The sequence below is a fragment of the Auraticoccus cholistanensis genome (assembly GCF_009742705.1).
GTDB classification, from domain to species: Bacteria; Actinomycetota; Actinomycetes; order Propionibacteriales; family Propionibacteriaceae; genus Auraticoccus; species Auraticoccus cholistanensis.
Map to the genome: position 1 here is coordinate 326,473 of NZ_WPCU01000004.1, position 21,153 is coordinate 347,625.

The 21,153-nt window shown below is 74.0% G+C and carries 24 protein-coding genes; 6 read left to right on the forward strand and 18 right to left on the reverse strand.

What is annotated here, in order from left to right:
• The 9 genes from GC722_RS03975 to GC722_RS04015 form a co-directional block, all read right to left on the reverse strand.
• Positions 1 to 736: RraA family protein (locus tag GC722_RS03975; protein WP_156608832.1), on the reverse strand; the 736-nt coding region annotated here is incomplete at its 3' end.
• A gap of 105 nt (positions 737 to 841) precedes the next feature.
• The gene (locus GC722_RS03980; protein ID WP_331714361.1) at positions 842 to 1,363 is read right to left on the reverse strand and encodes a gamma carbonic anhydrase family protein; all 522 of its coding nucleotides are present in this window, start codon (positions 1,361 to 1,363) and stop codon (positions 842 to 844) included.
• On the reverse strand, positions 1,360 to 2,217 hold the full coding sequence (locus GC722_RS03985; protein ID WP_156608161.1) for an amidohydrolase family protein: 858 nt from the start codon (positions 2,215 to 2,217) through the stop codon (positions 1,360 to 1,362). The genes GC722_RS03980 and GC722_RS03985 overlap by 4 nt, the downstream gene beginning before the upstream one ends.
• Positions 2,214 to 3,014, reverse strand: coding sequence for an enoyl-CoA hydratase-related protein (locus GC722_RS03990; protein ID WP_156608163.1), 801 nt, complete (start codon positions 3,012 to 3,014; stop codon positions 2,214 to 2,216). Before GC722_RS03990 ends, GC722_RS03985 begins: the two co-directional genes overlap by 4 nt.
• The gene (locus tag GC722_RS03995) at positions 3,007 to 4,209 is read right to left on the reverse strand and encodes a CaiB/BaiF CoA transferase family protein (RefSeq protein WP_156608165.1); all 1,203 of its coding nucleotides are present in this window, start codon (positions 4,207 to 4,209) and stop codon (positions 3,007 to 3,009) included. Before GC722_RS03995 ends, GC722_RS03990 begins: the two co-directional genes overlap by 8 nt.
• Before the next feature lie 65 nt (positions 4,210 to 4,274).
• The gene (locus tag GC722_RS04000; RefSeq protein ID WP_156608167.1) at positions 4,275 to 5,612 is read right to left on the reverse strand and encodes an ABC transporter substrate-binding protein; all 1,338 of its coding nucleotides are present in this window, start codon (positions 5,610 to 5,612) and stop codon (positions 4,275 to 4,277) included.
• Positions 5,613 to 5,662: 50 nt separating this feature from the next.
• Complete coding sequence (locus tag GC722_RS04005) at positions 5,663 to 6,559, reverse strand: carbohydrate ABC transporter permease (RefSeq protein WP_231747385.1); 897 nt, start codon at positions 6,557 to 6,559, stop codon at positions 5,663 to 5,665.
• Positions 6,556 to 7,506, reverse strand: coding sequence for a carbohydrate ABC transporter permease (locus GC722_RS04010; RefSeq protein WP_156608169.1), 951 nt, complete (start codon positions 7,504 to 7,506; stop codon positions 6,556 to 6,558). Before GC722_RS04010 ends, GC722_RS04005 begins: the two co-directional genes overlap by 4 nt.
• The gene (locus GC722_RS04015) at positions 7,503 to 8,378 is read right to left on the reverse strand and encodes an NAD(P)-dependent oxidoreductase (RefSeq protein ID WP_156608171.1); all 876 of its coding nucleotides are present in this window, start codon (positions 8,376 to 8,378) and stop codon (positions 7,503 to 7,505) included. The genes GC722_RS04010 and GC722_RS04015 overlap by 4 nt, the downstream gene beginning before the upstream one ends.
• A 163-nt stretch (positions 8,379 to 8,541) precedes the next feature.
• On the opposite strand from GC722_RS04015, the gene GC722_RS04020 reads away from it, so the two are divergent.
• On the forward strand, positions 8,542 to 9,297 hold the full coding sequence (locus GC722_RS04020; protein WP_156608173.1) for a GntR family transcriptional regulator: 756 nt from the start codon (positions 8,542 to 8,544) through the stop codon (positions 9,295 to 9,297).
• Here GC722_RS04020 and GC722_RS04025 read toward each other — a convergent pair.
• Positions 9,276 to 9,818: a DUF4916 domain-containing protein gene (locus tag GC722_RS04025; RefSeq protein WP_156608175.1), complete on the reverse strand. Its 543-nt coding sequence runs from the start codon at positions 9,816 to 9,818 to the stop codon at positions 9,276 to 9,278. The two genes, GC722_RS04020 and GC722_RS04025, sit on opposite strands and share 22 nt — an antisense overlap.
• Between GC722_RS04025 and GC722_RS04030 the strand changes: the two genes are divergently transcribed.
• A complete protein-coding gene (locus tag GC722_RS04030) occupies positions 9,789 to 10,202 on the forward strand; it encodes a GNAT family N-acetyltransferase (RefSeq protein WP_331714362.1) in 414 nt (137 codons plus the stop codon). The genes GC722_RS04025 and GC722_RS04030 overlap by 30 nt on opposite strands.
• A 14-nt stretch (positions 10,203 to 10,216) precedes the next feature.
• Here the strand turns inward: GC722_RS04030 and GC722_RS04035 are convergent, their stop codons facing one another.
• The 3 genes from GC722_RS04035 to GC722_RS04045 all read right to left on the reverse strand — a co-directional run bounded on the left by GC722_RS04035 (position 10,217) and on the right by GC722_RS04045 (position 12,782).
• Positions 10,217 to 10,915, reverse strand: a complete 699-nt coding sequence (locus GC722_RS04035; protein ID WP_156608179.1) for a sortase domain-containing protein — start codon at positions 10,913 to 10,915, stop codon at positions 10,217 to 10,219.
• Between the two features lie 116 nt (positions 10,916 to 11,031).
• Positions 11,032 to 11,832 carry a hypothetical protein gene (locus GC722_RS04040; RefSeq protein WP_197429761.1) on the reverse strand — a complete coding sequence of 267 codons (801 nt, stop codon included), beginning with the start codon at positions 11,830 to 11,832 and terminating at the stop codon, positions 11,032 to 11,034.
• Between the two features lie 92 nt (positions 11,833 to 11,924).
• Complete coding sequence (locus GC722_RS04045) at positions 11,925 to 12,782, reverse strand: LLM class flavin-dependent oxidoreductase (RefSeq protein WP_156608184.1); 858 nt, start codon at positions 12,780 to 12,782, stop codon at positions 11,925 to 11,927.
• A 428-nt stretch (positions 12,783 to 13,210) separates the two neighbouring features.
• Between GC722_RS04045 and GC722_RS19150 the strand changes: the two genes are divergently transcribed.
• A complete protein-coding gene (locus tag GC722_RS19150) occupies positions 13,211 to 13,993 on the forward strand; it encodes a phosphotransferase (protein WP_197429762.1) in 783 nt (260 codons plus the stop codon).
• A gap of 18 nt (positions 13,994 to 14,011) precedes the next feature.
• Here GC722_RS19150 and GC722_RS04055 read toward each other — a convergent pair whose 3' ends face one another.
• From GC722_RS04055 to GC722_RS04070, 4 genes are all read right to left on the reverse strand, one after another.
• Positions 14,012 to 15,826 carry a copper resistance CopC/CopD family protein gene (locus GC722_RS04055; RefSeq protein ID WP_156608186.1) on the reverse strand — a complete coding sequence of 605 codons (1,815 nt, stop codon included), beginning with the start codon at positions 15,824 to 15,826 and terminating at the stop codon, positions 14,012 to 14,014.
• 7 nt (positions 15,827 to 15,833) lie between these two features.
• Entirely contained in the window at positions 15,834 to 16,586 is a 753-nt protein-coding gene (locus GC722_RS04060) for a YcnI family copper-binding membrane protein (protein WP_156608188.1), read from the reverse strand.
• A 72-nt stretch (positions 16,587 to 16,658) separates the two neighbouring features.
• Positions 16,659 to 17,255 (reverse strand): flavin reductase family protein, encoded by a 597-nt coding sequence (locus tag GC722_RS04065; RefSeq protein WP_156608191.1) that lies wholly within the window; start codon positions 17,253 to 17,255, stop codon positions 16,659 to 16,661.
• Positions 17,256 to 17,274: 19 nt separating this feature from the next.
• Positions 17,275 to 17,790, reverse strand: coding sequence for a YbhB/YbcL family Raf kinase inhibitor-like protein (locus GC722_RS04070; protein ID WP_156608193.1), 516 nt, complete (start codon positions 17,788 to 17,790; stop codon positions 17,275 to 17,277).
• 158 nt (positions 17,791 to 17,948) lie between these two features.
• Here GC722_RS04070 and GC722_RS04075 point away from each other — a divergent pair, with 158 nt between their 5' ends.
• The 3 genes from GC722_RS04075 to GC722_RS17590 all read left to right on the forward strand — a co-directional run bounded on the left by GC722_RS04075 (position 17,949) and on the right by GC722_RS17590 (position 19,926).
• Positions 17,949 to 18,974: an SH3 domain-containing protein gene (locus GC722_RS04075; protein WP_197429763.1), complete on the forward strand. Its 1,026-nt coding sequence runs from the start codon at positions 17,949 to 17,951 to the stop codon at positions 18,972 to 18,974.
• A gap of 142 nt (positions 18,975 to 19,116) precedes the next feature.
• Positions 19,117 to 19,647 (forward strand): DinB family protein, encoded by a 531-nt coding sequence (locus tag GC722_RS04080; protein WP_156608195.1) that lies wholly within the window; start codon positions 19,117 to 19,119, stop codon positions 19,645 to 19,647.
• A gap of 108 nt (positions 19,648 to 19,755) precedes the next feature.
• A complete protein-coding gene (locus tag GC722_RS17590) occupies positions 19,756 to 19,926 on the forward strand; it encodes a hypothetical protein (protein WP_197429764.1) in 171 nt (56 codons plus the stop codon).
• A 76-nt stretch (positions 19,927 to 20,002) separates the two neighbouring features.
• Here GC722_RS17590 and GC722_RS04085 read toward each other — a convergent pair.
• Positions 20,003 to 21,153: phosphodiesterase (locus tag GC722_RS04085; protein WP_231747386.1), on the reverse strand; the 1,151-nt coding region annotated here is incomplete at its 5' end.

Below are 21,153 nucleotides of genomic sequence, written 5' to 3' on the forward strand. Positions count from 1 at the left end.
TGCTGGCGTCGCCCGGGCGACCGAGCTTGTCGTAGTGGCGCTTGCGGGCCCGCATGTCGTGCAGCAGCACGGCCCGGGCGTGGGTGGCGACCTCGACGGCCACCTCCCGGGGGACCACCACCACGCCGTCGTCGTCGGCGCCGACGATGTCGCCGGGGTTCACCTGGGCACCGCCGCAGGCGATCTTGGTCTGGGTCTCCACCGCCTCGATGCGGCCCGGGATGATGGTGCGGCCGCGGCGCCGGGCCACCACCGGGGTGCCCTGGGCCTCGATCTCGCCGGTGTCGCGGCAGTAGCCGTCGGTGACGATGCCCACGGCACCGCCGACGATGGTGCCCATCGCGTTCTCCGAGCCCCAGAAGCCGACCTCGGGGCCGCCGCCGGAGTCCATCACCACGACGTGGCCGGGGGTCAGGTCGGAGGGGAGGCGTGCCGGCGGGTGCTTCTCGAACCAGATGCGGTGGGCCTCGACGACGTCCTGGGTGGAGGACAGCGCCCACATCGGCTTGTTGGCGGGCACGCAGCGGAGCGTGGCGGCCTCGCCGAAGAACTTCATGCCGCGCCAGAGCGGGCGCACGTCGGGGTTCATCAGACCGATGTTGAAGTAGCCGATGCCGTCCATGGCGTCGACCACGTCCACCACCCGGAGGAAGCGGAAGAGGCTGCCGAGCTGGTCGGGGTCGGCCTTGGTCCAGGGGAGCTGGGGAGCCTGCTGGACGGGATAGGTGTTCGTCATGGTGACGCTGCTCCTGCTTTCTGTTGGTTGGTTCGTCATTCGGGGGTCGGATGGGTCGGGGGGCGGATGGGTCAGGGATGGTCTGCGGACGGGTCGAGGGGTGGGTCAGGGAGGAGGTGCCTCGGCGGCGTGCCGGCGGGCCAGCTCGACGTAGCTGCGGGCGTTGTCGAGGACGCGGGCGCGCTCCTCGTCGGTGAGCTCGCGGCGGACCCGGCCGGGGACGCCGAGGACGAGGGAGCCGGACGGCACCTCGACGTCCTCGGCGACCACCGCACCGGCGCCGATGATGACGTCGGAGCCGATGCGTGCGCGGTTGAGCACGACCGCGCCCATCCCGACCAGCACGCGGTCGCCGACGGTGCAGTTGTGCAGCACCGCGCGGTGCCCGACGGTGACGTGCTCGCCGAGGGCGACGCCGGCGCCGAGGTCGGCGTGCACCACGCAGCCGTCCTGCACGTTGCTGCGGGGCCCGACCACCAGGTCGGCGCCGTCGGCGCGGAGCACCGCGCCGTACCAGACCGAGCTGCCGGCGGCCAGCCGGATTCGGCCGACCAGCTCGGCCCCCGGCGCCACCCAGGCGCTCGGGTCCAGCTCGGGGCGGTGGCCCTCGAAGGCGCGGCCGCTCACCGCTCCTCCCGCTCCAGGTCGTACCACCGGGTGGCGGTGCCGCCCAGCACCATCCGGCGCTGGTCGGCGTCGGGCAGCAGCTGCTCCAGCACGGCCGTCTGGTCGCGCCACAGCGTGCGGTAGTCGGTGCCCAGCTCCGAGACCGGCCAGTTGCTGGCCATCATCACCCGGTCGGGTCCGAAGGCGTCCAGCGCGGCCCGGGCGCAGCCGAGCAGCTGGTCGGCGTCCCAGGACCAGCGCGAGACCACGTCGAGGCCCACGGAGAACTTGATCGCGATGCCGGGGGCGGCCGCGAGCAGCTGCAGGTTCTCCAGCCACGGCTGCTCCGGGGCGCCGTCCAGCGGCGGGCGGGCCAGGTGGTCCACGACGATCCGCAGCCCGGGCACCCGCTCGGCCAGCGCCACCACCTGCTCGCACTGGGCCCGCTCCAGCGGGACGACGTCCCACGCGAGCCCGGCGGCGGCGAGGTCCTCGAACAGCCCCACGACGTCGGGCCGCTGCAGCCAGTCCAGCGGCTGACGTCCCACCAGGCAGCGGGTGCCGACCATCCGCGGCAGGTCCAGGCGGCGCCACTCGGCGCGGGCGGCCTCGGGGTCGGCGAGCGGCAGCCAGCCCACCACGCCCACCACCGGCGCCTGCCGGCTCCAGCGGGCCAGCCGGTCGTTCTCCTCCGGGCCGTCCTCGGACTCGATCAGCACGGTGCCGTCGATGCCCAGCTCGCGGGTCATCACCGTCAGGTCCTCAGCCGTGAAGTCGCGGACCAGGGCGTCGTGGCCGGGGCCGCGCCAGGGCTGCTCGCTCTCCCCGGCCACCCAGAAGTGCTGGTGCGCGTCGATGGTGCGGATGTCGGTCATCGGTCCTCCCAGCGGGCGGGTCGGCGCTCGAGGAACGCGGTGACGCCCTCGGCGAAGTCGGCGCTGCCGTAGCAGGCGCCGACCAGGTCGGCGCAGTCGGCGGCGGGGTCGGTGTCGAGCCGGCGGCTGATCTGCTTGAGCGAGCGGAGGGTGATCGGCGCTCCCGCGGCCACGTGGCGGGCCAGCTCCTCCGCCGCCGGGCGGGGGTCGGTGCCGGCCGGCAGCAGCCGGGTGATGAACCCCGAGCCGGCGAGCTCGGCGGCGCTGACCAGGTCGGCGGCGAGCAGCAGCTGGTCGGTGCGGGCCGCCCCGAGCCGGCGGCGGACCAGCTCGACGGCGGAGGCGTCGATGCAGTTGCCCAGGGTCTGCGAGACCGGGGCCCCGAAGCGGACGTCCTCGGCGGCCACCACCAGGTCGCAGGCGGCGGCCAGCACCAGCCCGGCGCCGACCGCCAGCCCCGGCACCGCGGCCACCACCGGGACGGGCACGGCGCGCAGGGCGTCGAGCACCTCGCCGACCCGCCGCTCGTAGGCCAGCCCGGCCTCGGCGTCGAAGCCTGTGAACTGGGAGATGTCGGTGCCGGCGGCGAAGGCCCGCGAGCCGGCCGAGGTCAGCACCACCGCGCGCACCCCCGGCGTGCCCGCCACGGCCCGGGCGTGCCGCTCGAGCTGGTCGTACATGTCCCAGGTGAGGGCGTTGAGCCGGCGCGGGTGGTCCAGGGTGAGGGTGAGGACGGGGCCGTCCTGGCGGGCGGTGACCCGGCCGGGCTGCTCCCCGTCGACCGCGGGGTCAGCCACGGGTGCCCTCCTCGACCAGCCGCTCGCCGGCGGCGGCGCCGCGGCGCAGGTCGTCGTGCTCGCCGAGCAGCGGGGCGGGGCGGCGGACCGTCGGCGGCGTGCCCTGCAGCCGGACGGGGGAGGCGAGGACCTTGACCGTGCCCTCGACCGGGTGCTCGTAGCTGGTCACCGCCTGCCGGGCGGCCACGTGGGGGTCGGAGTCGAGCACGTAGGCGTAGTCGCGGATCGGGCCGGCCGGGACGCCGGCGGCGAGCAGCGCGTCCACCCACTCCTCGACCGAGCGGGCCGCGAACAGCGGGGTCAGGTCGGCGACCAGCTCGTCGCGGTGGCCCATCCGCAGCGTGTTGGTGCGGTAGCGCTCGTCGGCCACCAGCTCGGGCGCGCCGAGCACGTCGCAGAGCCGCCGCCACAGCCGCTCGTTGTTGGCCCCGACGGTGAGGTAGCCATCGCTGGCGCGGAAGGCCTGGTAGGGCGCCGACATCCGGTTGGCCGACCCGAGCGCCTGCGGCGCCTCGCCGGTGGCCCAGTACTCGGTGGACTCCCACACCGAGAGCGCCAGCGCCGCCTCGAACAGCGACACCTCCAGGTACTGGCCCTCGCCGGTGGCCAGCCGGGCGACGTAGGCGGCCAGGATCCCGAAGGCGGTGAACATCCCGGCCCCCAGGTCGGCCACCGGCAGGCCGCACTTGACCGGGTTGCCGTCCGGCTCGCCGGTGATGCTCATCACCCCGGTCATGCCCTGGGCGATGAGGTCGTAGCCCGGGTACTGCGAGTACGGCCCGGTCTGGCCGAAGCCGGAGATGCTGGCGTAGATCAGCGCCGGGTTCTCGGTGCGCAGCCGCTCGTAGTCGACCCCCAGCCGGGCGGCGACGCCGGGCCGGAAGTTCTCCACCACCACGTCGGCCTCCCGCACCATGGCGTAGAAGTCGGCGCGCTGGTCCTCGTCCTTGAGGTCGAGGCGGACGCTGCGCTTGTTCCGGTTCAACGACAGGAAGGCCCGCGAGTCGTCGCCGCGGACGGCGTAGCCCCACGACGTGCGGGTCTGGTCACCGCCGTCGGGGTTCTCCACCTTGATCACGTCGGCGCCCAGGTCGGCCAGCATCATCGTGCAGAAGGGGCCCGACATCACCTGGGTGAGGTCCAGCACCCGCAGACCCGTGAGGGCCCCGTCGGGGAGCTGATCGGCGAAGCTCATGGTTCTCCTCGTGTGGTGGGGGACCGGCCCGGACCACCCCGGTGAGGGGGTGGTCCGGGAGGAGGTCAGCCCAGGCTGGCGTTGGTCTCGGCGAAGAAGGTCGCCACCGCGTCGTCCACCGACTGCCGTCCGAAGGCGGCCTCGTTGTAGTTGCGCTGGAACGACTGCTGGAAGACGGCGTTGAAGCCGGGCGGGTAGTTCACCTTGGGCGGGTTGTCGGCGACGATCGCCTCGTACTGCTCCAGCTCGGCCCGCTTGAGCTCCGGCAGCTCGGAGTCCGAGCCGGTGAGCGCCTCCAGCACCGCGGTGTTGGTGGGTGCGCCGTTGTCCGCGGCGAAGCCGACACCGGCCTCCAGGTCGTTGGTGAAGAAGTCGATGAAGGCCGCCGAGGTGGGCACGTTGTCGCAGTTGGCCGCGATGCCGAAGCCGGAGGCCACCAGGATGTTGCCGATGCCGGCCGGGCCGTCGGGGTAGCGCCGGCTGACCAGCTCGCCGCCGCTGTCGGTGCCCTCCAGCGTCTGGCTGGCCACGTAGAGGGCGTTGCCCGGGAGGGCGCCCACCATGGTGGTGCCGGTGGCCAGGTAGCCCTGGTCGGCGCCCGGCGGCTCCTCGGCCGCCATGTCCGGAGGCAGCGAGACCCCCTCCTCCTGCAGCTCCAGCCACATCGTCCAGAACTCCTTGAGCTGGGCCTCGGTGAAGCCGAGCTTGCCCTCGGCGTTGAACACCTCGATGCCGTGGGCCACGGCCCAGGCGTAGAAGGTGTTCTGCAGCTGGCCGCCGGCCGGGGCGGCGTACTTGCCCTCCGGCAGCCCCTTCTGGGCGGTGCGGAGGTACTCCACGAAGGTCGGCCAGTCCCACTCCTCCGGCGGAGCACCGGCGTCGGTCTCCTCGGCCAGCGTGGTGTTCACCACCAGGGCGTCCCAGGCGATGCCGTAGGGGATGAAGTAGAGCTTGCCGTCGCTGCCGCGGCCGCCGTCGAGCACGGCGGGCGGGATCTGGCTGGTGTCGATGGCGCCGGAGGCGACCATCTCGTCCAGCGGCATCAGCGTCTGCCGCTTGGTGTAGTCGTTGACCTGGCGGTCCTGCATCTGCACCACGCAGGGCAGCGACTGGCTGGCCGCCTGCACGTTCAGCCGGTTGAAGTACTGCGCGTAGTCGGCCGACTGGGTCTCGGTGGTCACCCCGGGGTTGGCCTCGGTGAACATCTCGACCACCGCGTTGGTCTTGGCGTTGCGGGACTCACCACCCCACCAGGCGATCTGGATGTTGCCGCCCACCTCGCCCTGGCCGTCGGAGACCTGGGCCGCGCCGCCGCCGCCGTTGAGGCAGCCGCTGGTGGTGAGCAGCACCCCGGTGAGGACGCCGACGCCCAGCACCGTGGTCCTGCGGGAGAACCGGTTCATGATGCTTCCTTCTTCCTTGTGTTCTGGTCGTCCTGTGTGCCGGTCCGCGCTCACTTGAGACCGGTGGTGGCGATCCCCTCGACGAGGAGCCGCTGGCTGGCGATGAAGAATCCGACGATGGGGGCGAGCGAGAGCGTCGCCATCGCAAAGAGCGTCCCGTAGGTGCTCTGGCCGGTCTGGTCCAGGAACGAGTTCAGCCCGAGGGAGACCGTCCACAGGTCCGAGCGCGGCAGGTAGAGCAGCGGCCCGAGCAGGTCGTTCCAGGCGGCGACGAAGGTGAACATCGCCGTGGTGCCGATGGCCGGCAGCGACATCGGCAGCACGATCCGCCAGAAGATGCCCCAGTGGCCGCAGCCGTCGATCCGCGCCGACTCGTCCAGCGACTTCGGCAGGGTGCGGATGAACTGCACCATCAGGAAGACGAAGAACGCGTCGACGGCGAACCAGTGCGGGACCACCAGCGGCAGGTAGGTGTTCACCCACCCCATCTGGTTGAAGATGATGTACTTCGGGATCAGCGTGACGTGCTGGGGCAGCAGCATGGTGGCGATGACCAGGCCGAACAGCACGCCCTTGAAGCGGAACTCCAGCCGGGCGAAGGCGTAGGCGGTCAGCGAGCAGGCCACCAGGTTGCCGAGGATGGCACCCACGGTGATGATCGCGGAGTTCACGAAGTAGCGGGAGAAGTTGAGGTTCCCCACCGACCACCCGTCGGCGTAGTTCTGCGCCGTGTAGGTGTCGGAGAAGATGCCCAGCCCGGCGAAGGTCTGGTTGCCGGGGCGGAACGAGGCCCCCACCATCCACAGCAGCGGGTACAGCATGATCAGCAGGAAGCAGATCAGCACCGCGTGCTTGATGATGCCGCGCAGCACCTTGTTGCGGGCGGGGCGCTGGGTCTCGGCCGACCACGGCCGGGGCATGGCGACCCGGGTCTGTGCTGTGCTCATGATTCGTCTCCGTAGTGGACCCAGTACCTGGACGAGCGGAAGAACAGACCGGTCACCACGGCCAGCACGACGAGCAGGATCCAGGCCATCGCCGAGGCGTAGCCCATCTGCAGCTGGGTGAAGCCGCGCTCGTAGAGGTAGAGCGTGTAGAAGAGGGTGGAGTCGACCGGCCCGCCGGTGCCGCCGCTGACGACGTAGGCGCCGGTGAAGGACTGGAAGGCGTTGATGGTGCCCATCAGCACGTTGAAGAAGGCCAGCGGGGTCATCAGCGGCAGGGTCACCGAGAAGAAGCGCCGCAGCCGGCTGGCGCCGTCCACCTCGGCGGCCTCCAGCAGCTCGCGGGGCACCTGCCGCAGCCCAGCCAGGTAGATGATCATGGTCGAGCCGAAGGCCCACAGGTTGAGCCCGATGATGGTGCCGAGCGCCCGGTTCGGGTCGCCCACCCAGCTGCCGACGCCCTCGACGCCGAACACCCCCAGCACCGCGTTGACCAGGCCCTCGGCGCCGAACACCTGGCGCCAGAGGGCCGCCACGGCCACGCTCGCCCCCATCAGCGAGGGCAGGTAGAACAGCGCGCGGTACCCGGTCAGGAACCGGAGCCTGCTGTTGAGCAGCAGCGCCACCAGCATCGAGACCACCTGCAGCAGCGGCACGAACACCACCACGTAGACGAGGGTGACCCGCACCGACTTCCAGAACCGTGGGTCGGCGAGCATCAGCTCGTAGTTGGCCAGGCCCACCCACTCCGGCGCGCTCAGCAGGTCGTAGCTGGTGAAGGACAGGTAGAGCGAGTAGAGCATCGGGCCGACTGTCAGCAGCACGATGCCCGCGCCCCACGGGATCAGGAAGAAGAAGGCGGCCCAGCCCTGGCCGCGCCGTCCACCGCCGCGCCGGCGCGGGGTCGTGGACGGAGCCAGCACGGGCTCGGGCACCGTCGTGATGGTCATCGGGAGTCACCTCCGGTCGGGGACGGGTCGGCCTCGGCGCCGCCCGCGTGGCGGCTGATCCAGCCGCCGAGGGTGTCCAGGGCGACCTGCGCGGTCGGCAGGTCGACCTCGTGCTGGTGCGCCACCTCGAGCACGTGGCGCAGGTCCTTGTCCCAGGGGCGTCCGCGCTGCGGGACGCCGCGCGCGGCGTAGTCGCGCTCGAGCCGGTCGTAGAAGCCCCAGGTCTCCACCGCCCAGGAGCGGGCGGTCCCGCCGGCCAGGGCGTCGACCAGCACCGCCTCGTCCACCCCGGCGCGACCGGCCAGGGCGACCGCCTCGTGCAGCGCGGTGAGGCCGGCGAAGAGCACGTGCTGGTTGCAGAGCTTGACCACCGAGGCGGTGCCGGCGGGTCCGGTGCGCACGGTGCGGGAGGCCACCGGCGCGCAAGCCTCCTCCGCCCGGTCCAGGGCCTCGTCGTCGCCGCCCAGCAGCACCAGCAGCTCGCCCTCCAGGGCGGCGTCCGCGCCGCCGCTGACGGGGGCCTCGACCAGCTGGACGCCGGCCTCGCGGCAGCTCCCGGCCAGCTCGGCGGCGGTGCCCGGGGACACCGTGCTGCACAGCACCACCAGGGTGCCGGGGGAGAGCCGGTCGAGCAGGCCCTCGTCCCCGGTCAGCACCTCGCGCACCGCGTCGTCGTCGGGGACCAGCAGCCAGAGCGTCCCGGCCTCGGCCAGCTGCTCGGGGTCGGCCGGCTGGCAGCCGGCCTGCTCGGCCCGGGCCACGGCGTCAGCGTCCACGTCGTGCACGAGGGGGGCCTCACCGGTGCGGGCCAGTCGCGTGGCCACGGCCAGGCCCAGGTTCCCCAGACCCACCACGGCACGAGTCGATGTCACCGAGCGTCCTCCTTGACGTCCACCAGCCCGACTACTGTCTACAAACTTCGACTACTGTCTACAATAAGCAACACGACGTCAAGGGGTTGCGGAGAACTTTTCCGCAGCGCCGAGAATTGCGGAGTGCGACAGTCGGGGAGGTCCCCCGCGGCAAGGAGCAGACATGACCACCTCAGCGAGCCCCGGCCCGGACGGCATCCACGCGCCGAGCCTGGTCCAGCTGGCCGCCGACTCGCTGCGCTCGATGATCCTGGCGGGGGAGTACGCGCCGGGTGAGCGGCTGGCCGAGGAGCGGCTGACGGAGCGGCTGGGGATCAGCCGGCCGCCGCTGCGCGAGGCGATGCGGCTGCTGGAGGGCGAGGGCTTCATCGTCACCCAGCCGCGCAAGGGCTCACGGGTGGCGACGCTGACCGACCAGGACGTGCACGAGATCCTCACGCTGCGCTCGGCCCTGGAGCGGCTCGCCTTCGAGCTGGGGGTGCCCGTCCGCGACCCGGCGCTGCTGGAGGCGCCGCGCCGGGCGGTGGCCGAGATGGAGGACTGCGCCCGCCGCGAGGACCGGGGCGGGCTGGTGCAGGCCGGCTACCGCTTCCACCTGGCGCTGGTGGGCATCGCCGCGCACCGGCGGCTCTCGGAGAGCTACGCCGCCATCCAGCGTCAGCAGCTGCTGTGCATGGCCCGCAACCTGGTGGTCCGCGAGGCCTACTACGAGGACCTGGTGCAGCACGCCGCCCGTCACCGGCTGCTGCTGGAGCGGGTGGAGTCGGGGGACCGCGACGCCGCCCTGGCCGAGCTGGCCGCGCACGGCGAGCAGTCCTTCGCCTCGGTGGCGCTGCCGGCGGAGCTGTACCGCAGCTCCTTCTCCGGCGGCGCCCCCAGCGCGAGGGGGAGGGCGGGTCAGTCCAACGCGCCCACGTGAGCCATCGCCATCCGGATCAGCGCCCCGCGTCCGCCCTCGAGCTCGTCGGTGACGGGAGCGCTGACGGCCTCCGCCGGTGACAGCCAGGTGAGCTCCAGGGCGTCCTGGCGCGGGTCGCAGCGTCCGGTGACCGGCACCACGAAGACCAGCGAGACGGCGTGCTGGCGCTCGTCGGAGAACCGCCCCAGACCCGGGAGCGGGAAGTACTCGGCCACCGTGAACGGGGTCGGGCAGGCCGGCAGCCGGGGGAAGGCCATCGGACCCAGGTCCTTCTCCAGGTGGCGCAGCAGCGCGGCCCGCACGGTCTCGGCGTAGAGCACCCGGCCGGAGACGATCGTCCGCTTGAAGGTGCCGCCGGCGTCGGCCCGCAGCAGCATCCCCACCTCGGAGACGGTGCCGTCCTCGGCCTGGCGCACCGGGATGGCCTCGACGTACAGCAGCGGCAGCCGGTGCCGCACGTGGGTGAGGTCCTCCTCCGACAGCCAGCCGGGGTGCGGGTCGGGGGTGCCGAGGGAGCTCATGGCCCCTTTCTACCGGACGCCCGGCCGGGAGCCCGACCGCGCGTCCGCCTCTGGCAGACTCCGGCCATGGACCTGGTCATCACCGACGTCGCGGACGCCACCCGGTACGAGGCCCGCGACGGCACCGCGCTCGCCGGCTTCGTGCAGTACCAGCTGGCGGACGGCCTGGTGGTGGTGACCCACACCGAGGTCGACCCGGCCTACGAGGGCCGGGGCGTCGGTGGTGCACTCGCCCGGCACGTGCTCGACGACATCCGCCGTCGCGACGTGTCCGCGCTGGTGGTCTGCCCCTTCGTCACGAGCTGGATCGGGCGGCACCCGGAGTACGCCGACCTGCTCTACGGGGCGAAGCGCCAGGCCGCCCCGCCGGCTCCGGAGGCCTGACCCGCCGCCGGTGCTCAGCCGGCGTCGGTGCTGACGACCTCGGCCCAGACGACCACGTTGGAGTCGTAGTAGCGGGCGTCGCGGTCGAACTCGCCGCCGCAGGTGATCAGCACGAGCTCCGGCTCGTCGCTGGGGCGGTAGACCTCGGTGGTGGGGAACTCGTCCTTGGGGAAGGTGTCGAGCCGGGTGACCGCGAAGGTCGCCCTGGTGCCGTCGGCCCGCTCGACCGTCACCTCGTCGCCGCGGTCGAGGGAGCCCAGCTCGAAGAAGGGGGCCTCGGCGCCGTTCCAGGTGACGTGCGCGGCGACCACGCCGACGCCGGGAGCGCCGGGGGTGTGCGCGCCGGTGAACCAGCCGATGTCGTCGGCGCGTCCGGGAGCGGCGACCTCCCCGGCGGCGTCGAGACCGAGCTCGACGAAGGCCGAGCTGTCCACGTCGATGGCCGGGATGGTGATGCGGGTGGGAGCGGACTCGGCCAGCGCCGCGGGCGCCTCGGGCTCGCGCTCCGGGGTGGGAGTGCGGGTGGGGGTGCGGCTGGGCCGGGTCTCGGTCGGCGTGGCGGAGCCGGCGGGCGGTGCCGGCTCGGCGGTGACCGGGACCACCGGGGCCGGGGCGGCCTCGCCGCCCCGCAGGCCGGTGAGCACCAGGGCGGCTCCCAGCAGGGCCAGCAGCGCCGCGGTGGTGGCCAGCAGCCAGCGTCGTGGTCGGTTCATCGTGGTCTCCGTCGCGTGGTTCTCGGTCGTGCGTGGTTCCGGTCGTGCGTGGTGCCGGTCGTGCGGTGGGGTCCGCCGGGGCAGGGGCGCGTCACCCCGCCCCGGCGGACGTGGGATCACTCGGCCGAGGTGGCCTTGCGACGGGCGACCACGGCTGCCGCGCCGGCACCCAGCAGGGCGACCGACCCGAGGGCGACGAGGCCCAGCTGGTCGGCTCCCGCGACGGAGGCCGCGGCGGTGCCGCCACCGGTGTTGACGCCGCCGGAGGGCATCACCATGCCGCAGGTGGCCACGTCGGTGGCCTCGGAGGGGATGTCGTCCACGCCGAGCGACTTGGCGAAGGTGGACTCACCCAGGCCGTCCAGGTCGTACTCGTCGTTGCCGTTGGCGTCGACGCCGTGCTGCACGATGTGCAGGTTGTCCAGCGCGTCGATGGTGCCCTCGGGCAGGTCGGCCGCCTCGATGGTGCGCTCGTAGGACAGGTTGCCGTCCTCGTCCGCGGTGGGCATGCGGTCCACCGCCAGCCCGCTGTCGGGGGCGGTGTCGCCCTCGGTGGTCAGCGAGATGTGGATGCCGCCGTAGTCGGGCAGGCCCTCCTCGACGGTGAGGAAGCCGTTGCCGTCGGCGTCGGCGGCGTCGGTCGGGCAGGTGAACAGGGTGCCCGACACGTCGCCGTGGATGTGCTGGGCGTGCGGCATGTTCGGGACCAGGTCGCGGCCCTCGATGCGCACCGTGAGGTCGCCGTTCTCCTCGGCGGTCAGGGTGGCGGTGCCCGAGGCCTCGGACCCGGTGGAGGGGTTGAGGCTGAAGGTGATCTCGCGGGTGTCGGCGGAGGCCGGTGCCGCGACGGCCATCACGGCCAGGGGGGCGCCGAGCAGGGCGCCGGCGGCGAGCAGGGTGGGGATCTTGCGGGACATGAGCATCTCCTCGGTGAGTGTGTCGCTGTCCCCAGTTCGGTGGCCTCCGTGCTGCGGATTGGTCGGGGCGGCGAGGAGATGCGCACGGCGCGTCAGAGGGCCGGCGGACCCCGCCTGATGCGCTCGCGCATCTCGGCCAGCGGCCCACGCCAGTGCGAGACCGGCTCCATCCACCAGGTCACCCCGGCCTGCTCGAACTCCCGGACCAGCGCGCGGTCGGCCTCGCTGCCGTCGCCGCGGGTCTCGGCGCCGAAGGCCACGTCGAACGGCCGGTCGTCAGGTCGGATCCCGCGCAGGAACGACACCAGCTCGCGGATGGCGGCCGGCTGGTCGTCCGGCGGAACCGAGAAGAGCAGCGGGTGGACCCCGTCGAAGCGGGCCGCGCGCCGGAACGGCGCCCGGTGGTCCGGCCACTCCCCGCCCACCCAGATCGGGACCGGTCGCTGGACGGGCGGCGGGAGCAGCTGGGCGCGATGGACCCGGTGGTGCTGCCCGGCGAAGTCGAACGGCTCCCCGCTCCACAGCCCCGTCAGCACGTCCAGCCCCTCGTCCAGCTTCGCCGCGCGGACCCGGGGGTCGGTGTCCTCGCCGAAGTCGCCGAACTCGAGCCCGGGCGGCCCGCCCAGGCCGACCCCCAAGGTCACCCGGCCGCCGGAGAGGTGGTCCAGGGTGGTGATCTCGCGGGCCACCTTCCACGGCCGGCGCCGGGCGAGCGGCGTGACCATCGGGCCGATGCGGACCCGGCTGGTGGAGGCCGCGACCAGGGCCAGGGCCACGGTGGGGTCGACCGCGGGCTGGCGCGGCTCGCCCTCGCCCTCGCCGCTCCACTGGATGTGGTCCCAGACCCAGAAGCCGTCCCAGCCGGCCCGCTCGGCGTCGACGGCCAGCTCGGCCAGCAGCCGGACGTCGGCGTACTCGCCGAAGATCGGCACGTTCATCCCGAACTTCATCTGGCACCTCCGTGGTGTCCGTCCCGCCGTGCGCAGCGGCCTGTGGACCGAGCCTAGGACGGACCTCTGACACGCCCGCGGCCCCGCCGGCGGCCCCGCCGGCACCCCCGACCGCGTGTATGTTGTCGGGGTCACTGGCGGCGTGTCCCGGCGTGTCGGGCTGTCCGGGGGCGACGGCGTACACGTTCTCAGGGCGACGTCCCCGCGAGCCCACGCTGCGCGCGCGCCCTCGACGGACGGACGGCAGTGCTCGCGCCGGCGTGAGGTGCTGGCGGCGCGGACCAGCGTGAGCGCGAGCCCGGTGGAACCGGGCACGCGGAGTACCCGGCACAGCCGACGTCACGGGGCGGCGGACCGTCCCCGTCCCGGGCTGCCGGTCGCCCCGCAACGCCGTTGCCGCGGGGAGAGGGGCCGGGCAGGCTGAGGTGGTGAGCAACCCGCTGGCCGCAGGAGGCCGCGCCGCCGAGGTCAACGCCAGGTACCGACCGGTGCGGATCGCAGACGGCGTGGTGACCCGCCCTGCCGGTCCGAGCAGCCCGACGGTGCACGCCTACCTGCGTCACCTCCGGGCAGCGGGGCTCACCTGCGTCCCCGAGCCGATCGGCCTGTCCGGCGGGGTGGAGACGCTGCGGCTGCTCGAGGGGGAGTCCGGAGGGGACGGCTGGTACCACCAGCACACCGACGAGGGCCTGGCTTCGGCCGCCCGGCTGCTCCGCACGGTGCACGACGCCGGGAAGGACTGGGTTCCCCCGGGCGACGCGACCTGGGGTGCCCCGCCGGTCGACGGCCCTGACCTCGTGCACAGCCACGGTGACGTCGGTCCGTGGAACGTCGTGTGGCGCGACCGGCAGGCGGTCGGCCTGATCGACTGGGACTACCTCCACCCGGGGCCGCGCCTCGACGACGTCGCGTACGCGTTGCGGTGGTTCGTGCCGCTGCGCTCGGACGCCCTGGCCCTGGAGTGGCACCACTTCCCGGCGGTGCCGGACCGCCGCTCCCGGATCGCGGTCTTCTGCGAGGCGTACGGGGACCTGCCCGACTTCGACGTGGTGGAGGTCGTGACGGCACGGATGGAGGCGACCAGGGTTCTGATGGCCGAGCTGGCCCGCCGGGGGCAGGAGCCCCAGCGCACCTGGGTGGACGAGGGCGCCCTGGACCGTGAGGCGGCCGAGATCGCCTGGATCCGCGGCCACGCGGCCGACTTCGCCTGAGCCGGCGCGCGGGCGGTATCAGACGGCGATCACGGCGAAGCTGGCCACCGGCTCGCTGAAGGTGCTGGTGCGCACGGCGACCTCGACCGTCCACTCACCGCCGAGGGGGAGGTCCAGGTCGGCGCGCCAGCGTCCGCCGTCCTCGGCGGTGGCGGTGGTGCTCAGCGGGCCGAGGTCGCGGCTGTCCAGCCGGACCCGGACGGTGGGCGGCTGCTCCGGGCGCAGCAGCCGGCCGTCGGCGTCGCGGACCTCGAAGCGGAGGGTGTTGGTGCCGACCAGGACCGGGCTGATCGACCCGGTGAGCTCGCCGCCGTCGGCGAGGGTCCGGCGCACGGCCAGGGTGCGCCCTGCCGGTCCGTGGCCGTCGTGCCCGCCGGCGTGGTCCTCGGCGGCGGGCGTCGGAGCCGTGGGAGGAGCTGCCGGTGTCGGCGCCGCGGCGGTGGTCGCCGGCGTGGCGCTGTCCCGGCCGCCGCCGGGGTCGAGGCTGGTCAGCGCGCCGGTGGCCAGCAGCACGGCGACCAGCAGGGCGACCTCGACCAGCATCAGCCGCCGGAAGGCGGACCAGGCCGCGGGGGCGTCCGGCGCCCGGCGGACCCGCGGCACGAGCAGCTGGCGGTTCCAGCTGGCCACCCCCAGCACGACCGCGACCAGGGAGAGCTTGACCACCAGCGACCGGCCGTAGCCGGTCCCGAGCAGGGCCGACCACCCCGGCAGCACCAGCGCCGCCAGCGTCACCCCGCTGACGCCCAGGGCCAGCACCGACCAGCCGGCCAGCGCGGAGAACCGGGCCGTCACCCGGGCCAGCGCCACCCCGTCGCGGACGCCCCCGGCACCGGGCAGGCTGCGCCGGACCAGCAGCACGAGCCCCACCAGCCCGCCCAGCCAGGTCGCGCCCACCGCCAGGTGGACGGCGTCGGCGGCGACTCCCAGCCAGCGCGGCTCGACGGTGACGGTGTGGCCGCTGAGCACCGGGGCGACCACGGTGACCGCCCCCGCCGCCAGGGCGGCACGTCTGCGTCGGCGCGACGGCTGGTCGCCGTGCAGCGCCACCACCAGCCAGCCGCCCGCCAGGGTCGCACCGACGGTGGCCAGCGTCGGCGCGGGCACCAGCGGCAGCCAGTCCGCCGGGCTCGTCACGGCGGCCAGACCTCCGCCGGAGATCCGCAGACCGGTGACCGCGGCACCGGCCAGGACGCCGAGCGAGGCCGCGGCGGCCAGCGCGACCAGCAGCCGCCTCGGCGCCGTGCCCGACGGGTGGCGGCGGGCCACCACCGCGCCGAACAGCACGAGCCCGGCGAGGGTCATCCCCGCCAGGTGCTGCAGCGCCGTGGCGGCTACGCCGACGCCCTGCAGCAGCCGGTCGCTCCCCGCGAGCTCGACCGGTTGCTGCAGGACGGGTCCGGTGCTCGCCCCCACCGTCACCACCAGGGCACCGCTGACTGGGTGGCTGTCACCCGAGACCACCCGCCAGCTGACGACCAGCGTGCCGGTGGCGTCGGCGGGCACCTCGGCGGTGACCTGCTCGCCGCGGGCGGTGGCGACCATCGCCCGCGGGGTGCCGTCGGCCCCGACCAGCCGGATGCCGTCGGGCACCAGGCGGACCGGCTCGCTGAACTGCAGCACCACCTGCTCCGGTGCCCGGTCCAGCGTCGTCCCCGACGACGGCGTGGTCGCCACCAGCTCGGCGTGGGCCGCCGCCGGCTGCGCGCTGCCCAGCAGCCAGGCCAGCCCCGCCACCACCGCGAGCAGCGCGGCGGTCAGGGCACGCGAGCGGGACAGCTCACGGGGCGCAGGCGGAGCGAGGGCGTGGGCCCGGCAGCCGGTGGTGGTCACCGCGAGCTCAGCGGCGGCTGCGGACGAGCGCGGCCGTCCCGGTCACCGCGCCGACCAGACCGAGCAGCAGCGCGCCGGCGCCGAGCAGCGGGGCGGTCGCGGCGGGAAGGGTCGCCGTGGCCGCCGTCTGCTCGTCGGTGGCCGCCGTCGGCTCGTCCTCCACGGCTGCGGCGTCGTCGGAGTGGCCCGGGACGGCACCGGCGGCCACGGTCAGCGTCGGGGCGGGGGAGTCGAGCTGCTCGGGGTCGGCCCCGTCGGCCGCCACCTGCACCCAGGCGTTCTCGCCGGACTCGCAGCTCTGCACCACCGGGAAGGCGAGCGTGCGGCCCGCGGTCTCCGCCGGCAGCGTGGTGGCCAGCACGAGGGCGTCGCGGACGCCGTCCGGCACGGGCTCCTCGGCGGTGTAGACGATCTCGCTGGTGCGCTCGGTGTGCTGCCCGCCGTGGCCGTCCGGCACGGGGGCGGCCAGGGACTCCGTCCGGGTCTCGACGCTCCAGCCCGGGTGTGCGGTCGGGGTGACCAGGACCAGCGGCTCGGGCACCTGGAAGGCCAGCCGCCGGGTGGCCGAGCCCTCGCAGCCGTGGGAGAAGCTGAAGGTCAGCAGCGTCGGTGCCCCGGCCTCGGTGCTGGTCGGGGTCAGCCCGACGTGCGCCGCCGCGGCCTGGGGGACGGCCAGCAGACCCGCTGCCGCCAGGACGGCGGCGAGCGCGCGGTGACGGCCGGTGGACGTGCGGCGTGGCGGGGTGGTGGTCGTGGTCACGACGGTGCTCCTCCGGTAGGTGTCGACCGGTGTTCGGAGCCGGGGACCACCCGGATGGGTCGCCGGTGCCGGTCAGTCGGGCCGGCGCAGGTCCAGCCGCTCGCCGAGGGTGAAGTACGTGGTGGGCCCGCCGCCGCGCATCACCGGGTCGGCCGCCGCGGTGTCGACCACCCCGTCGACCAGCAGCTCCTCGTCGATGTGCACGCCCACCACCTCGCCGAAGACCACGGTGGAGACGGTCGGCGAGCCGTCCGCGCCGGTCAGCCGCACGAGCTGGCTCAGCCGGCACTCCATCGCCACCCTCGCCTCGGCCACCCGCGGCACCGTGACCACCCGGCTGGCCGCCGGGGTCAGCCCGGCGGCCGCGAACTCGTCCACCTTCCGGGTGGTCGCGGTCTGGTTCATCGGCTCGAGCAGCGACCGGCTGACCAGCTGCCAGACGAACTCGCCGGTGGCCTCGACGTTGGCCACCGAGTCCTTCCAGCCGTTGCTGGAGAAGCCGATGATCGGCGGGGTGTAGTTGAAGGCGTTGAAGAAGCTGTAGGGAGCCAGGTTGAGCACCCCGTCCGCGCTGCGGGTGGACACCCAGCCGATCGGGCGGGGTGCCACCAGCGCGTTGAACGGGTCGTGCGGCAGCCGGTGGCCGGCGCGGGGTTCGTAGAAGTGCATCAGGGCTCGTGAGCGTGCATCAGGCCGGGATCTGAAACGTCCCCGTGAGCAGCGCGCGGCCCAGCACGTGCTGGAGGGTCATGAAGTGCACCACCGCGGGAGTGGCCGACTCGTCGAGACCGGTGTCGTCGGTGTCGAGGGCGGTGACGGCGAAGATGTAGCGGTGCGGGCGGTCCCCGGGCGGCGGGGCGGCCCCGCAGAAGCCCGGCTGGCCGTAGTCGTTGCGGACGGTGAACGCGCCCTCGGGCAGCTCGCCGTCGCGCAGCGAGGTGACGTCGGCCGGGACCCCCACGGCCACCCAGTGCCAGAACCCGCTCGGCGTCGGCGCGTCGGGGTCGTAGCAGGTGACCAGGAAGGACCGGGTGCCCTCGGGGGCGCCGGACCACTCCAGGCTGGGTGCGGTGTTGCCGCCCTCGAAGGCGTGCTTCTCGCCCAGGGAGCCGCCGTCGGCGAGCTCGGGGCTGGTCAGCGTGAACGACGGCACGGCCGGCAGCAGGGTGTACGGGTCGGGTGGGATCGGTCGCTCCAGGTTCATGGCGCCGACGCTAGTACCCGCCCTCGCCGGCGGCTCGATTGGCCCTTCCTGAGTCGAATGCTTAAGATCCTCATGTCTTGTTCAGGTTCGGGGATTCTCGGGGAGTGTTGGTTGTGGGTCGGGCACGTCGTGGCATCAGGGAACCGCTCGCCCCACGGGTGGTCCGCCGGCTGCCGCAGGTCGCCGCCGGCCTGGCCACGCTGGTGCTGCTCGGCAGCGCGGTGGGCGCGGAGGCCCGGGTGAGCGCCGAGCCGGTGCTGCTCGCCGTCCCCGCCCAGGCTCCCGAGGTGACGCGGCAGCAGAGCGCGGTGCTCGACGCCGCGCGCAGCGCCGTCCAGGGCGCCCGGGTGCACAACGCCGCCGAGGCCCGCGCCGCGGAGCAGCGGGCGGCCGAGAAGAAGGCCGAGGAGAAGGCGGCCGAGAAGAAGGCCGCCGAGAAGAAGGCCGCGGCGAAGGAGGCGGCGGAGAAGAAGGCCGCCGCCGAGGCCGCGGAGCGCACCCGCCAGCAGCGGGCGTCCCGCGACACCGCCCGGACCGCGCTGAGCCCCTCCCAGCTGGGCGCCGAGGCCGGCACCCGCTGGACGACCGTGGACCTCAACGCCCGCGCCGAGCCGGACGCCGGCTCGACGCTGCTGCAGGTGCTCGACGCCGGGGAGTCGATGACCGTCACCGAGCGCACCTCCGACGGGTGGCGCCAGATCGAGCTGGACGGCCGCGCCGCCTGGGTCGCCGGCAAGTACCTCACCGACGAGGAGCCGCGGGAGCGGCAGACCGGTGGTTCCGGTGCCGGGTCCGGCGGTGTCTCCGGCGGGTCGTGCCCCAGCGGCTCCGGCGTGGAGGCGGGGCTGCAGCCGAACGCGATCGCGGTCCACCGGGCGATCTGCGCCGCCTTCCCCAGCATCACCAGCTACGGCGGCCAGCGCGCCGACTCCGTCCCCGGGCACCCCGAGGGCCGGGCGATCGACGCGATGATCCCCGGCTACTCGTCCAGCTCGGGCAACGCGCTGGGCTGGGAGGTCGCCGAGTACGTCCGCGCCAACGCCGGACGCCTGGGCGTCACCGAGGTCATCTTCGACCAGAAGATCTGGACCACCCAGCGCGCGGGCGAGGGCTGGCGCTCCATGGGCAACCGCGGCAGCGACACCGCGAACCACCGCGACCACGTGCACGTCACCACCCGCTGAGCCCACCGGCGCAGCCGCCGCTCAGGCGTGCGGGAGCGCTCGTGTCCCGCGGCCCGAGCCGACGGTCCGCCGGTCCGGAGCGACTGCGGCGGCTGCAGCCGGGTACCGTCGGCTCGACCCGTCCTCGTCGTGGAGGTGCACCGTGAACGACCTCGTGCTCGACTCCTTCCGGCACAGCACCTGGGCCACCCGCCGGCTGGTCGACGTCTGCCGGCCGCTGCGCGAGGAGCAGCTCAGGGCCACCGGCGTGGGGACCTACGGCGACATCCCCACCACCTTGGACCATGTCGTGCGCAGCGACACCAGCTACTGCCGCCGGGTGGCCACCGTGCTCGGTGTCGACGCCGGTCTCGACCGGTACGACAGCTACCGCGCCGAGCCCGAGCGCGACCTCGACGAGCTGGACGTGCTGGCCGAGCGGACCGGCCGGGCTTGGGAGGCGGTGCTCGCCACCGAGATCGACCCCGAGATCGTGGTGCCGCTCGATGCGGGGGTGCGCCGGTGCCGGCTCGGCATCTTCTTCGCCCAGGCCCTGAACCACGCCAACCACCACCGCGAGCAGGTCTGCGCCATCCTCACCGGGCTCGGCCTCGAGGCCCCCTCCATCCAGGCCTGGGAGTACGGCTGGGCCACCGGTCGGGTGTGGGACACCCCCGGCGCCGCCACGTCATGAGACGCATATCACCTCGTAAGGGCCGGTCGGAATACTGCACTCGTTGGTACAGTTACTGCCCATGAGGGCGCAGCCAGCGTCCCGCAGCACCACCACGAGGAGAACCCCATGTCGCTTGCGAAGGCCGCCCGCAGCCGCCGCGAGAACGCTCGGGCTCGTCGGGCCGCCGCCCGTCACGCCCGGCTGATCAACCAGGCCATCGACAGCGCCGCCAGCCCGGCGATGCGCAACGACCTGATCATGGCCGCCCAGCGCCAGTACCCCTTCGGTCTGCGCTGACCGGTCCGACACCCAGGCCTTCGCCCTCGTAGGGGCGGAGGCCTTCGTCGTCCCCGGGCCCGGTGCGCGCCCGCGCTCAGACCCCGCCGGACCAGAGCCGTCCGCTCGAGCCGCGCAGCCGGTCGGCCTGGTCGAAGGCCTGGTCGTCGCTGAGCGAGGCCACGTAGTCGACGATCCCGCGGCCCCGGCCCATCCGGGTCAGCGAGGCCTCGTCGGTCTGGTGGTCCAGCCACTCGGGGTGCTCGCGGGCCGTGCGCCGGTAGCCGGCCGTGGCGGTCTGCACCAGGTCGACCAGCCGTCGCGGCGCCCGGCCGGCGTCGTGGACGTCGGAGAGCCAGTCGTCGTAGGCCGACACCAGCTGGGTCAGCGCGGCGGCCTGCCCGCGCTGCTGCATCGCCAGGTCGGGCCGGTTCAGCACGAAGTACTGGTGGACGAACTTGAGCACCGTGACCTGGTGCCAGGCCAGCGTGCTGAGGCTCACCGTGGAGCCGCGGACCGGCGGGTCGGGGACCAGGCGCACCGACGAGGTCAGCCGGTCGATCCAGGAGCCGGTGAAGCCGGAGATCGCGCGGTCGGCCGCCATCGAGCCGTCGTGCGGCACCGCGAGCACGCCGTCGACGAACTCCTCGCCGATGGAGCTGACGGCGGAGGCGAAGGCGTCCTCGGAGAAGATCCAGCTGTCCTTGCCGATCAGCCGCCGGCGCAGCCGCTCGAGCCCCGTCCCGGGCTGGCGGGCCCGGGCGCGGAGCTGGTCGTCGTCCAGCTCGGCCAGCTCGCGGCGGCGGCCGTCCCACTCGCGGAGCTCGGCGGAGACCAGCGAGAACTGCAGAACCCCCGAGCGGTGGAAGTCCTCCAGGTCGTGCAGCGAGTAGGCGATGTCGTCGGCCAGGTCCATCACCGCGCACTCCAGCGTCTGCCGTCCCGGCGGCAGCCCCGGCACGGTGCCCAGGACGTCCGCCAGCTCGGCCAGGTCGGGCACGTAGGCGCTGAACTTGGCCGGCAGGCCGCCCATCGACAGGTCCTCCGGGTCGCCCACCCGGGGTCCGGCGGCGGCCCCGCGCGGGGGCTGGCGCCAGGTGCTGGGATGGGGGTCGGGCCAGTGGAAGCGTCCCCACGGGTACTTCGCCACCGCCGCGCGCACCGCCGCGGTCAGGTTGAGCCCCTCGTCACCGGGGCCCAGCACCTCGAGCTCGGTGATGATCCGGAACGTCTGCGCGTTGCCCTCGA

Bases quoted from the DNA above. Each gene is read 5' to 3' on its own strand.
- GC722_RS03985 (WP_156608161.1), bottom strand. From the start codon at position 2,217: ATGACCGACATCCGCACCATCGACGCGCACCAGCACTTCTGGGTGGCC.
- GC722_RS03995 (WP_156608165.1), bottom strand. From the start codon at position 4,209: ATGAGCTTCGCCGATCAGCTCCCCGACGGGGCCCTCACGGGTCTGCGG.
- GC722_RS04000 (WP_156608167.1), bottom strand. From the start codon at position 5,612: ATGAACCGGTTCTCCCGCAGGACCACGGTGCTGGGCGTCGGCGTCCTC.
- GC722_RS04005 (WP_231747385.1), bottom strand. From the start codon at position 6,559: ATGAGCACAGCACAGACCCGGGTCGCCATGCCCCGGCCGTGGTCGGCC.
- GC722_RS04010 (WP_156608169.1), bottom strand. From the start codon at position 7,506: ATGACCATCACGACGGTGCCCGAGCCCGTGCTGGCTCCGTCCACGACC.
- GC722_RS04020 (WP_156608173.1), top strand. From the start codon at position 8,542: ATGACCACCTCAGCGAGCCCCGGCCCGGACGGCATCCACGCGCCGAGC.
- GC722_RS04025 (WP_156608175.1), bottom strand. From the start codon at position 9,818: ATGAGCTCCCTCGGCACCCCCGACCCGCACCCCGGCTGGCTGTCGGAG.
- GC722_RS04035 (WP_156608179.1), bottom strand. From the start codon at position 10,915: ATGAACCGACCACGACGCTGGCTGCTGGCCACCACCGCGGCGCTGCTG.
- GC722_RS04040 (WP_197429761.1), bottom strand. From the start codon at position 11,832: ATGTCCCGCAAGATCCCCACCCTGCTCGCCGCCGGCGCCCTGCTCGGC.
- GC722_RS04045 (WP_156608184.1), bottom strand. From the start codon at position 12,782: ATGAAGTTCGGGATGAACGTGCCGATCTTCGGCGAGTACGCCGACGTC.
- GC722_RS04065 (WP_156608191.1), bottom strand. From the start codon at position 17,255: ATGCACTTCTACGAACCCCGCGCCGGCCACCGGCTGCCGCACGACCCG.
- GC722_RS04070 (WP_156608193.1), bottom strand. From the start codon at position 17,790: ATGAACCTGGAGCGACCGATCCCACCCGACCCGTACACCCTGCTGCCG.
- GC722_RS17590 (WP_197429764.1), top strand. From the start codon at position 19,756: ATGTCGCTTGCGAAGGCCGCCCGCAGCCGCCGCGAGAACGCTCGGGCT.